The sequence below is a fragment of the Rhizobium sp. RHZ02 genome (genome assembly GCF_014851575.1).
Lineage (GTDB): Bacteria > Pseudomonadota > Alphaproteobacteria > Rhizobiales > Rhizobiaceae > Rhizobium > Rhizobium altiplani.
Genome location: NZ_JACUZX010000047.1, coordinates 1 through 12,574, shown reverse-complemented (window position 1 = coordinate 12,574; position 12,574 = coordinate 1). Strand labels below are relative to the sequence as shown.

Genomic DNA, 12,574 nt, shown 5'->3' with positions numbered 1-12,574 from the left:
GAGCGAAGGACTTCGTCGCCAGCAGCGCCGCCGCCCTCGTTCAGTGAGGGGGCTTATAGATCCTACCCCTTTTCTAAGTCAACAGCGCCAGACAAAGTTTTTTGACATTTTTGTAACAGATTGATTCTCAAGTGGGATTTTCTAGAGACCGCGTTTGGGATCTTGAACGGCCCTCCAACGGGGCTCCAAATTCCTCGATCAGATGGTCGTGTAGTGCCCTATCAGCGAAGTTCTGTTCCTTCCCGCTCGCGCAAAAGCGGCGCTGGAGGGTTGAAACTCCGCGAAACTGGATCATCTGCCCCCTTACGGATCAAATCTCGCGGAACCTATCGCAGCTCTTTCGTGTTCTCGTTCGTGTAAGGAAAAGGAGAAAGACATGGCTGCCACTACCGATGACATCAGAGCATCCGTCAGCAAGGATATCGCCGCACTCCAGCAAGAAGTGTCCCGCCTGCAGAAAATGATCTCGGCGCAGGGCGCAGAGGCTTACTATGAGGTGCGTGACCGGGCAGGCAAGGCTTATGAGGACGCCCTTCCCCGCGCGAAGAGCGCGGTAGCGCAGATCCGGGCAGAAGGTGTGGCTGCCGCAGGCGCCGCCCGCGAGCATCCTGCTGCGACGACGACCGCGTTGGCGCTCGCCGGTGCGATCGGCTTTCTAGCCGGCTATCTCTTGGCCGGCAGTCAAGAGCCACCACGTCATTGGTGGCGCTGATATGGTGACAGCGGAAACGCCCCGCATTCATCGCGAGCCGCAGTGATCCGAAGTTTAGTGCGGCTCGTAATACTTTGGTCTTAGAAAAACCAAGTTTTGCCGTTACTACGGCCGGTAGAATAAGAGGGAGGACTATTCGTGGAGTGCAAGGGAGCCCATTTTATAGTCGAAGTCAGCGTTGATGGCGTCAACGGCCGCAGGGCTGTCGGCATCATGAACACGCGTCAAGCTCTCGAACTGCCCGAGTTGCCTTCCCTGTCCTACACCCATCCGGACCCCGCCAAGGCAGCGGCAGGTGTCGTTATCAGCCGTCAGGAACTCGCCGGTTACATGGCCAGCCACTGAGGCTTTCTGCCCTCTCCCCAAGACGAATTGGATGGCGCGCAAAGCGCCATCTCGCTTTTTGCGCTTTCGTCACGCAGCACTTTGAACCTCTTATTATCCCCGCGTTTTGTCGATGGCTTGCTGGCATCGTGACCCTGTTCATGTCAGAACCTGATCAACGGCAATGACGGGAAGAAACAGTGTGAGGCAGCGGCGCTCACCTCAGAAATCGCGCGAACGCGCCAGACCGAACGGGGAGACATCCGGCAAGCGGGTAACTTTGCCGCGTGCGCTCTCCAAGCTCGGGCACTGTTCGCGCACGCAGGCCGAACGGCTAATCCTGGAAGGTCGCGTGTCGGTCGATGGACGCAAAGTCACCGATATTTCCGCATGGGTAGACCTGGCATTCGCGAAGATCCGCGTCGACGGTACCGAAGTGGTCGCCGAGGCAAAGATCTACCTGATGCTGAACAAGCCGCGCGGGCTGGTCACGACGCGCGATGATCCCGAGGGCCGGCCGACCGTCTACGACTGCCTCAAGGATTTCGAGGCTCCGCACCTCTCGCCGGTCGGAAGGTTGGACAAGGCGAGCGAAGGCTTGCTGCTTTTTACCAACGATACCGTCTTCGCGCAGGCGCTGCTCGATCCGCTCACCCATGTCACCAAGACCTACCATGTCCAGGTCAACCGGATCATGGACATGGAGATGCTGGCCCAGATGACTTATGGGGTCCGCCATGACGGCGAAATTCTGAAGGCGACGTCGGCGACGCTGTTGAGGAGCGGCGACAGGAATGCCTGGATCGAGGTCGAACTCGATGAGGGCCGCAACCGCCAGATCCGCCGCATGCTGGAAGCCCTGGATGTCGAATGCCTCCGTCTCGTGCGCGTTGCGATCGGTGGCCTGGCGCTCGGCGAGCTGCCAAAGGGTGCGGTGCGTGCCTTGACGGATGCGGAACTAAGAGAATTGCGCCAGAGTTCCGGCGTGGAAACGGCAAGATGGAATTGAGTGCATGACGGAATTGGCGGCGCACGAGTTTTGGCAGGAGATCCACAGCCCGGGCACCTTTAGAAGCGACGGCGATGTCTCGGCGTCCTATATCGCCGAACTGGATGATGGGCGGCAGCTTCGCCTGCCTGTACGCGTGTTGGCAGACGGGCAGCATGCGCTGGCCTCCCTGATCATCAACCAGGCAAGCTTCCAGGTTCTCGATGTCCTGGCTCGATCGCTTGCCGAGAAACTGGAGCCTTTCGAGGTGGAAGTTGTTGCCGGCCTACCGACCCTTGGCCTGACGCTCGCAGCCGCCGTGGCGCAGAAGCTGGGGCATACACGATATGTGCCGCTCGGAACGTCCCGAAAGTTCTGGTACCGCGACGACCTGTCCGTGGCGCTCATCTCGATTACCACCCCCACCCAACAGAAACGTCTTTATATAGATCCTCGCATGCTGCCGCTGCTGGAGGGTCGGCGTGTTGCGCTGATCGACGACGTCATTTCCAGTGGCACTTCGATCGTTTCCGGGCTGCAGCTTCTTGCCGGCTGCGGCATTGAGCCTGTTGCGATCGGTGCCGCCATGTTGCAGTCCCGCCGCTGGTGCGAAACGCTCGATGCTGTCGGACCGCAATGGCGGGAAAGAACAGTCGGCGTCTTTTCTACCCCGATGTTGGAGATGACCGAGACCGGCACCTGGCGCCGCCCCGCAGTCTGAATGCACGATCGCGTGGAGCGCGGATTGCAACATTTCGCTCTATACAGTGCGAGCCGAACCGCTACAGTCTCTTGATGGATTGAGGTTCGGGGCAAACCATGACGTTCGAGCAAGCATCCTTGCTGATCCTCCTGCTTGCGATGCTCATCCTGTTTTCGTTGGAGCGTTTTCGTATCGAAGTGGTCGCGATTGCCGGGCTGCTCGCCGGATATGCCCTCCGCCTCTATTCCGCCGAACAGATCTTCTCCGGTTTTGCAAGCCCGGTGGTCATCACGGTCGTCGAGATCCTGCTCATCGTACAGGTCCTTGCACGGGCGCAGCTTTTTGATCAGCTCGCGGATTTTTTCGTGCGAGCCAAATTTTCGGATATCGCCGTCATCGCGACGTTGTCGGGCGCAACCGGCTTCATCTCGATCTTCATGAACGACATCGGCGCCTTTTCGATCGCTTTGCCGGCGACGCTGCGCGTGAGTGCCCTGCTCGCGATACCCAAACGGCAATTGATTATACCGATCTCCTTTGCCGCGCTCCTGGGCGGCATCGTCTCGCTGATCGGCACGCCCGCGAACATGCTCGTCAGCAACGCCTGGGCAAACGCAAACGGCAGCGGCTTTCGACTTTTCGACTTTGCCTATGTCGGGCTGCCGGTCGCCGTCGTCGGCATCATCATGACCGCGTGGCTTGCACCGCGGTTATTTCCGAAAAAGGATGGAGAGGCGCTCTCCGCTGAGCCGGTTTCACCACCGCGACGCAGGATCACCGAACGACATATCCCACCGGGCTCCTCGCTGATCGGTGCTCGGCTTTCGGACCTGCCGGATCGCTTCTCGCTGCAGCCGCATACGCTCGTGCGTGACGGCAAGTTTGTTTTCGGCACGCCCGACAAATTGGTTGTCGAGGCGGGCGACCTGCTATTGGCCGAAGCAGACGAGACAGTCTTTGATAGGCTTTACTCGTCCGGAACCCTGCTTCCGGAGCGCCACCCGAGCGCAGATTCTGCCGATCTCGATTACGTCGAGGCCGTCGTAATGCCGGAAAGCACGTTGGTCGGCTCGCGGCTACATTCTCTCGAGGTGTTCAGCAGCCGCGATGTTACGATATCGGCACTCTCCATGCGCTCGCCACGGATCGAGGGGCGCTTCGCCGACCTGCAACTGTCGATCGGCGACATTCTGGTCTTGGAGGGCGAGCAAAGGGCGATCGCCGAAGCGCTGGAGGAGTGCGAATGCCTCCCGCTGGCGTCGCAGCCGCCGTCCCGAATGTCCGCATCGTCCTGGCAGCCTTTTGCCATTTTCGCCGCAGGCGTCGCCGCGACGGCCTTCGAACTCGTGACGCCTGATATTGCTTTTGCAGGCGTCGTGCTTGTCCTAGCACTCCTAAATTACCTCAACATTCGCCAGGCGATGGCTGATCTCAACTGGCCGATCATCATCATGCTCGGCGCAATGATCCCGATCGGTTCCGCCGTCGCGACAACTGGCACCGCCCAACTCATCGCGGCGGCGCTGGGTTCCATGGTGTCGCTGGCCGAACCCGCCGTGGGGGTGGCGCTTGTTCTCTTTCTGTCGATGCTCCTGACGCCTTTTGTTAACAACGCGACTGTCGCAATCGTCATGAGCCCCATCGCCGTTGCCTTCGCAGCAGGCGGCCATCACTCTCCATCGGCCTATCTGATCGCCGTCGCCGCGGGCGCCTCGCTGGATTTTCTGACACCCTTCGGCCACCACAACAATACGCTTGCCATGGGGATCGGAAGCTACCGCTTCAGTGACTTTCTGAAGGCCGGCGCGCCTCTGACCGTGCTGAGCTATAGTCTTACCCTACTTCTTATCTATCTCTTCTGGCTTTAGGAGCCGGTTTGCTTGACATCCCCGGCAATGGAACTAGAGCAGGGGAAAGTTCCCGATCAACGCAGAAGGATGGTCGAGCCCGTGCGAATCCTCTCCGAAGCCCATTTCCCAGAGCTCCCCAATTACTACCGTGGCAAGGTTCGCGAGAACTATGACCTGCCGGATGGGCGCCGCATCATCATCAGCACAGACCGATTGAGTGCTTTCGATCGCATCCTCACCTGCATCCCTTACAAGGGCCAGGTCCTCACGCAGACGGCCCGCTACTGGTTCGAGGCGACGAAGGACATCTGCCCCAACCACGTTCTCGACTATCCCGATCCGAACGTTGTCATCGGCAAGCGTCTCGATATCCTGCCGGTGGAAATCGTCGTTCGCGGTTATCTCGCCGGCACCACGGGGACCTCGATCCTCACTCTTTATAAGAAGGGCGAGCGCGAGATGTACGGCATGCGACTGCCGGACGGCATGCGCGACAACCAGAAACTCCCGACCCCAGTCATCACGCCGACCAGCAAGGAATTCGATGGCGGCCACGACGAACCGTTGACGCCTGCCGAGATCGTCGAGCGCGGGCTCTTGACCAAGGAACAATGGGAAACGCTCTCGCGTTACGCGCTGGCTCTCTTTGCCCGCGGCCAGGAACTTGCGGCCAAGCGCGGGCTCATCCTTGTCGACACCAAATATGAGTTCGGCACGGACGAGAACGGCAACATCATTCTCGCGGACGAAATCCACACACCCGACAGCAGCCGCTACTGGCTTGCCGACAGCTACCAGTCAAGTTTCGAGGCAGGCGCGCGCCCGACAAGCTTCGACAAGGACTTCGTTCGCGCCTGGGTCGCGGAGCGTTGTGATCCTTACAAGGACGAAATCCCGGAAATTCCCGTCGAACTGATCCAGCAGACCTCCGAGGTCTACATCAAGGCCTACGAGAGCATCACGGCGCAACGCTTCGTTCCCGACGACAGCGGCGCGACGCCGGTCGAGCGCGTCCGCAAGAATCTGTCCGTCTACTTCTCTTAAAGTCGCGCCATAGAAAGCCTGCAACATTAGCTTGCAGGCTTTCCGTCCTTAGCGCTAGCATCTGGAAAACTGGGGGCCGGCCTCGTGCCGGCAGGGGAATGGATGGCACGCAGGCCAAGACGTAAGGCCGAAGAGACTCGTGAAGACATTCTGTCCATGGCGGAATTGTTGTTCCGGCAACGCGGCTTTGTCGCCGTTTCGATCGCCGACATTGCTGCCGCGCTTGGAATGTCGCCTGCCAACGTCTTCAAGCATTTCCGCTCGAAAGCTGCCCTCGTCGATGCCATCGCTGAACGCCATCTGGGCGATGTAGCTGACCGCTTCGCGACCTTTGACGATGAGCTACCGCCGAATGAGCGGTTGCTGCGCTTTGTCTTGCGCCTGCTGGACAGCCACCTGCAGGACATTCAGCAGAACCCCTACATCTTTGAAATGGTCCTGATGACGGTGCAGGCCAAGCTCGAGGCCGGCAATCGATATAGGGAGCGCATCGTCCGGAAACTGGATGAAATCATACGAGCAGGTGTCGCCGAAGGTCGCTATCACTGCAGTAGCGCCGCAGATGCCGCCAACACCGTTGCCGATGTCCTGGCGAGTGTCCTGCATCCCGTTCTGATCGCCCGTGATGATAAGGACACACTTGTCCAGCGCGCAAAGCAGATCGTCATTTTCGTGGATGCCGCACTGCAAAATAGCGCTTGCTAAGTGACGATTCATAACTTACGTCACTTCGTAAAGTCTTTCTTAAATTCGGATCAGTGGCATTTGATTCTGGATCGACGATCGGCCTTGCTTGTTGAAGAAGGTCACTGGTTCGGACGCCACCGCACAAGGAATTCATTATGATACGGCGCATTTTCCTCGTTTCCTCCGCCCTCGCGATCGGCGGCGTCCTCGCCGCATGCAGCGACAGCGGCAACAAGCAGGGCGCGGCCGGGGCCGCGGGTGCAGCCGCCGCCCAGCAAGCCGCGCCGGTTGGCGTGATATCCCTGACGAAGGCCACCTTCCCCGTCACCACGATCCTGCCTGGCCGCGCCGAGGCTTCGCAGATCGCCGACATTCGCCCGCAGGTGAGCGGCATCATCCGCGAGATCCCCTTCAAGGAAGGTGGCGAAGTCAAGAAGGGCGACGTCCTCTATCAGATCGAAGACGCACCTTACCTGGCAACCGCTGCACAAGCGCGCGCCGCCATTGCCAAGGCCGAAGCCAGCGTTCCCAGCGCGCAAAGCAATTTCGATCGTTACCAGCGCCTAGTCGGCTCGGGCGCGACGCAGATCGAGCTTGAGACCGCACGCACCAACCTTCTGCAGGCGCAGGCCGAGGTCGAATCCGCGAAGGCAGCGCTGACTGCCGCCGAAATCGATGTCGACCACACGAAGATCACTGCGCCGTTTGACGGCGTTATCGACCAGACGGCATACAACGTCGGCAACGTCGTCGCGGCCAACCAGACGACGGCGCTCACCACCGTGCGCCAGTTGGACCCGGTCTACATTCTATTGACGGAGTCGAGCACCAACCTGCTGCGGCTTCGCGACGCGATCCGCAGCGGCGAGGTCAAGGGCAACGCCGGCAATGCCGCCTTCCGCCTCATCCTCGAAAACGGCAAGGAATATGACCAGAAGGGCACGCTCGACATGTCGAAGTCCGTCGTCAGCGAGACGACCGGGACGTTTATCATCCGCGTGCGCTTCCCGAATCCAGATCACATCATCTTGCCCGGCATGTATGTCCGCGCGACGCTGGAACTCGGCGCGGAGCAAGGCTATGCGCTGCCGCAGCTTGCCACCAGCCGAAATGCAAATGGTGAGCTGACCGCGCAGTTCGTCTCAACCGACGGCAAGGTCGAAACCCGCATCTTCGAAAACGCATCTCCTTCGAACAACGCCTGGCTTGTGACCGAGGGTATCAAGGACGGCGACCAGCTGATCGTCAGTGGCCTGCAGTCGATTACGGCAGGCATGCCCGTCAAGCCAATGCCGATGAAAATCAATGACAAGGGCATCGTCGTGCCCGCTGATCAGGCCGCATCCGGTGAAGCGCAGAAGCCCGCCGCGAAGTAATTTGCGACGAACCGTGATCATAGCCGCACAGGAACAGTAAGCCAATGGCCAAGTTTTTCATCCGACGCCCGATCTTTGCTTGGGTCATCGCGATTACGATCATGCTCGCGGGCCTGCTCGCGATCTTTACGCTCTCGATTTCGCAATACCCCGATATCGCGCCGACGACGGTGCGGATCAACGCGACCTATCGCGGAGCGAGTGCCGAAACGGTCGAGAAATCGGTGACGACCATCATCGAAGACGGCATGACCGGCCTCGACGACCTGACTTACATGACCTCGACCTCGTCGACCGGCTCTGCCAGCATCTCGCTGACGTTCGGCACCAGTGCCGACCCCGACATCGCGCAGGTTCAGGTCCAGAACAAGCTCCAGCTCGTGCAGTCCAAGCTGCCGGGCGATGTCATTGACGCTGGCATCAGCGTCACCCGCTCGACGTCGAGCATCCTGCTCGTCGGCTCGCTCGTTTCGACCGACGGCAAGCGCAGTTCCGTCGACCTCGGCAACATCATGTCGACGTCCATCGAAGATCAGATCCAGCGGTTGGAAGGCGTCGGCAGCATCAATATCTTCGGCTCCGGCTACGCCATGCGCGTCTGGCTCGATCCGTACAAGCTGCTGAAGTACCAATTGACGACAGGCGACGTGACCTCCGCAATCGAAGCACAGAACACCCAGGTTTCCGTTGGATCGCTTGGCGCCCAGCCATCAGTTGAAGGCCAGCAGCTCAACGTGACCATTACGGCGCAGAGCCAGCTCACTACCGTTTCCGACTTCGAGCACATCATTCTGAAGGTCGAAAAGGACGGTTCCACCGTGCGCCTCAGCGACGTGGCACGCATCGAGATCGGCCAGGAGAGCTATGGCGGCTCCTCCCGTTACAACGGTCAGCCATCGAGCGGTTTTGCCGTCAACCTCGCCATCGGCGCCAACGCCATCGATACTGCCGCCCGCGTACGCTCTGCCCTCGACACCATCAGCCGCGGCCTGCCGGAAGGCGTGGAAATCACCTATCCGTACGACACAACACCGTTCGTCGAGCTGTCGATCGAGAAGGTCGTGCACACGCTGATTGAAGCCATCGTTCTCGTGTTCATCGTGCTGCTGATCTTCCTGCAGAATCTTCGGGCAACGCTTATTCCGACGATCGCCGTGCCGGTGGTTCTGCTCGGGACCTTTGGCATTCTCGCCATGGCGGGATATTCGATCAACACGCTGACAATGTTTGCCATGGTGCTGGCGATCGGCCTCCTCGTCGACGACGCGATCGTCGTCGTCGAGAACGTCGAACGCATCATGACGGAAGAGAAGCTGTCGCCGCTCGAAGCGACCGAGAAGTCGATGGGCGAAATCACCGGCGCGATCGTTGGTATCGCGCTCGTCCTCACGGCCGTCTTTATTCCAATGGCCTTCTTCGGCGGTTCAACCGGCATCATCTATCGCCAGTTCTCCGTGACGATTGTCTCGGCAATGCTGCTTTCTGCCCTCGTCGCGATCGTGCTGACGCCAGCGCTCTGCGCGACGATGCTAAAGCCTGTAAGCGAGCACAAGAAGCACCGCATCGGTGACTGGTTCAACCGCAACTTCACGCGCTCCACCAACGGCTATGTCAGGACCATCAGTTACCTGCTGAAGCGGCCGATCCGCGTCATGCTCGTCTTCCTTCTTATCGGCGTCGGTTGCGCCTATCTCTTCAATCGCCTGCCAAGCTCGTTCCTTCCTCAGGAAGACCAGGGCGTTCTGCTGACCATCGTCACCACCCCTCCGGGTTCGACGACACAGCAGACGCAAGCTGTCGTCGAGAAGGTCGAGAAATACTACCGCGAGAACGAGAAGGATGCCGTCCAGTCCGTCTTCGGCGCGCTTGGTTTCGGCTTCAATGGCTCTGGCCAGAACAGCGCCATCGTTTTCACCAAGCTCAAGGATTTCTCGGAACGCACGGAACCAAACCTGCATGCCCAGGCTGTCGTGACGCGGGCGCTCAAGACCTTCTTCACCTTCCGCGAGGCGCAGGTCTTCGCGCTGCTGCCGCCCGCGATCCAGGGTCTCGGTGTCTCGAGCGGCTTCTCCATGTATCTCGTCGACACCGGCGGTCATGGCACCGATGCGCTGGATGCTGCCTCGAAGCGGCTGATCCAGATGGCCAACACCAGCGGCAAGGTCGTTGCCCTCCGCAGCAACAACAAGGAAGTCGAGCCGCAGATGAAGATCGTCATTGACCAGGAGAAGATCGGCGCGATGGGCGTCGATATTTCCGCGGTCAATTCGATGCTCTCGGTGATCTTTACCGGCCGCGACGTCAACGACTTCACGCTGAACGGCGAGATCAAGCCGGTCTACGTGCAGGGTGATGCGCCATTCCGCATGCAGCCTGACGATCTCGATCATTGGTATGCCCGCAACTCGAGCGGGGAGATGGTGCCCTTCTCCGCCTTCACCCGCACAGAATGGGTCAAGGGCGCCCCGACGCTCGCCCGCTTCAACGCAGTAAGCGCCATCCCGCTCGACGGCGCGTCCCCACCGGGCGTAAGCTCGGGTGACGCGATGAATGAAATGGAAGCTTTGACCGCGCAGCTGGGCGGCGGTTACACCGTCGCCTGGCAAGGTATCTCCTACCAGGAACGTTTGTCGGGTTCGCAAGCACCGATGCTCTACGCGATCTCCGTCCTCGTCGTCTTCCTCTGCCTGGCAGCGCTTTACGAAAGCTGGTCGATCCCGTTCTCCGTCATCATGGCCGTACCGGTCGGCGTCCTCGGGGCCCTCACTGCCGCAACGTTCTTCGGCCAGGCGAACGACGTCTACTTCAAGGTCGGCCTGCTTACGACCATAGGTCTTGCCGCGAAAAACGCGATCCTGATCGTGGAGTTTGCGAAGGACAGAATGGAAACGGGAATGGGACTGCTAGAGGCGACACTTGAGGCAGCGCGCCTGCGCCTACGCCCCATCATCATGACATCGCTTGCCTTCATTCTAGGCGTCGTACCGCTTGCAATCGCAACCGGCGCCGGTTCTGCAGCGCAAAACGCGATCGGCATCGGAGTGCTCGGCGGCATGCTCGCAGCAACGGCTCTCGGCATCTTCTTTGTCCCCTCATTCTTCGTTGTCATCCGCCGGATCTTCTCGCGGACGCAAAAAAATGAAGCGTGAGTGTGATATAAATGCACTGTGAGAAGAGGAGACTCGTTGATACATTGCCGCCGACTGCTTCGGGATGGTGTTTCTCATTTGAGCGAAGCGCGGCCGATAGCGAAGCATGAAGGCTTCTGACAAGAATAGATTTGGTCGAGTTACAGGAAGATTTTTAATGGCATCTTTTCGCTTTGCCTCTCCGGCGCTTCTGCTTTTGCTCGCGGGCTGTGTCAGCGGCCCGGATCATGTTCCTCCGGAGATGCCGCTTCCGTCGAAGTTCAGCGAGGGCGGCGCCAAGAACATAGGCGACGTCTCGACGGCAGCGTGGTGGACGGCTTATCGTGACACCAGGCTGAACGGCCTGGTCGGCGAGGGACTAAACCAGAACCTCTCGGTACAGCAGGCCCTGGAACGCATCAACGCCGCAGCTGGCGGCGTCACCGTGGCCGGCGCCGGTTCGTTGCCGAGCCTGCTGGTCGGTGCCAGCCACACCACGAGCGGCACGATGGGTGAGCGGAGCGTCTCAGGCGGCGCCACCAACATCAGCGCCGGCGAAGCCAACGTCTCCTGGCTACTCGATCTCTTCGGCCAGTATCGCCGCTCCAAGGAAAGCGCACAGGCAAGCCTTGATGCCGCCTATTCCAGCGCCGACGTCGCCAAGCTCACCCTCCTGCAGGATCTGGTGAACTCCTACATCGACCTGCGCTTCTTCCAGGAGCGCCTGGCACTGTCGCGCGCCAACCTGAAGTCGCGCCAGGAAACCTACGAGCTGACCAAGTTCCAGCTCGAAGCCGGCGCCGCCTCACGCCTCGACGTCGTCCAGGCCGAAGGACTGGTGCAGTCGACGCAGGCCGAAATCCCCGGTCTGGAAACCAATATCCGAGTCGCCGCCCACCACATCGCCACGCTGCTCGGCCAGCCGGCCGGCTCACTGCTCGGTGAGCTCCTGAAGGGCGCACCGCAGCCGATCTTCCGCGGCGGCATTGCCTCCGGCGTCCCGGCCGACCTGATCCGCAACCGGCCCGACATTCGCGTCGCCGAGCGGAATCTCGCCGCCGCTACCGCCAATATCGGCGTTGCCATCTCGCAGCTCTACCCGACGATCACCCTGTCGGGTTCGATCTCGCCGAGCTATGTCAAGGTGGCCGGCGTCTCGGGCGGCAGCTTGACCAGCTGGTCCTTCGGCCCGACCCTGACGCTGCCGATCTTCGACGGCGGCCGCCTGCGCGCCAATGTCGACATCGCCAAGTCCGATGCCAAGACGCAGTATCTCGCCTGGAAATCGACGGTGCTAAGCGCTGTCGAAGAGGTCGAGAACGCGCTCTCGGCGGTGCGCCGCGACGCCCAGACGGTGGAAGCGCTGCGCGCCCAGGTGAAGACGACGCAGGAAACCCTGGAACTGTCGACCGCCAGCTATAAGGACGGTGCGTCTTCGCTGCTCGATGTGCTCGATGCGCAGCGCCAGGTGTCGCTGGCCCAGGCAAGTCTTGCTGCAGCCATCCAGCAGATGGCCAAGGACTATGTCGCCCTCAACGTCGCCATCGGCGGCGGCTACAATCCGGGCGCACCGCGGACCACCGCGCCACCAAAGGCAAGCTGAGCCACATGAGACATCAAGCCCCGCCAACAGCGGGGCTTATACATTGCGAGGCCGGTGCATCGGTTATGATGCACCGGCCTCGTTTGCCATTGAGGTGATTGCAACACCGCAGTGACGATGCGCAGAGCGGTTGGTCCTAGCGGGCCTGAACTTTCGTTC

At 60.3% G+C, this 12,574-nt stretch carries 10 protein-coding genes; all 10 read left to right on the top strand.

All coding sequences use genetic code 11. The features are described 5' to 3' along the window. Nucleotides 1-376: 376 nt before the first annotated feature. Nucleotides 377-712 carry a hypothetical protein gene (locus tag IB244_RS30815; RefSeq protein ID WP_018113492.1) on the top strand — a complete coding sequence of 112 codons (336 nt, stop codon included), beginning with the start codon at nt 377-379 and terminating at the stop codon, nt 710-712. A gap of 138 nt (nt 713-850) precedes the next feature. Continuing rightward, the gene (locus tag IB244_RS30810; RefSeq protein ID WP_037218028.1) at nt 851-1,057 is read left to right on the top strand and encodes a hypothetical protein; all 207 of its coding nucleotides are present in this window, start codon (nt 851-853) and stop codon (nt 1,055-1,057) included. 181 nt (nt 1,058-1,238) lie between these two features. After that, on the top strand, nt 1,239-2,045 hold the full coding sequence (locus IB244_RS30805) for a pseudouridine synthase (RefSeq protein WP_026372221.1): 807 nt from the start codon (nt 1,239-1,241) through the stop codon (nt 2,043-2,045). A gap of 4 nt (nt 2,046-2,049) precedes the next feature. Continuing rightward, on the top strand, nt 2,050-2,745 hold the full coding sequence (locus tag IB244_RS30800) for a phosphoribosyltransferase (protein ID WP_018860327.1): 696 nt from the start codon (nt 2,050-2,052) through the stop codon (nt 2,743-2,745). 98 nt (nt 2,746-2,843) lie between these two features. Continuing rightward, nucleotides 2,844-4,595 (top strand): SLC13 family permease, encoded by a 1,752-nt coding sequence (locus IB244_RS30795; RefSeq protein ID WP_018860328.1) that lies wholly within the window; start codon nt 2,844-2,846, stop codon nt 4,593-4,595. Nucleotides 4,596-4,676: 81 nt separating this feature from the next. Then, nucleotides 4,677-5,621, top strand: a complete 945-nt coding sequence (locus IB244_RS30790; protein WP_026372222.1) for a phosphoribosylaminoimidazolesuccinocarboxamide synthase — start codon at nt 4,677-4,679, stop codon at nt 5,619-5,621. 102 nt (nt 5,622-5,723) lie between these two features. Continuing rightward, on the top strand, nt 5,724-6,326 hold the full coding sequence (locus IB244_RS30785) for a TetR family transcriptional regulator (RefSeq protein ID WP_018860330.1): 603 nt from the start codon (nt 5,724-5,726) through the stop codon (nt 6,324-6,326). 137 nt (nt 6,327-6,463) lie between these two features. Further along, nucleotides 6,464-7,684: an efflux RND transporter periplasmic adaptor subunit gene (locus tag IB244_RS30780; protein WP_192306787.1), complete on the top strand. Its 1,221-nt coding sequence runs from the start codon at nt 6,464-6,466 to the stop codon at nt 7,682-7,684. Nucleotides 7,685-7,728: 44 nt separating this feature from the next. Next, the gene (locus tag IB244_RS30775) at nt 7,729-10,833 is read left to right on the top strand and encodes an efflux RND transporter permease subunit (RefSeq protein ID WP_018860332.1); all 3,105 of its coding nucleotides are present in this window, start codon (nt 7,729-7,731) and stop codon (nt 10,831-10,833) included. 157 nt (nt 10,834-10,990) lie between these two features. After that, nucleotides 10,991-12,415: an efflux transporter outer membrane subunit gene (locus IB244_RS30770; RefSeq protein WP_018860333.1), complete on the top strand. Its 1,425-nt coding sequence runs from the start codon at nt 10,991-10,993 to the stop codon at nt 12,413-12,415. Nucleotides 12,416-12,574 lie beyond the last annotated feature (159 nt).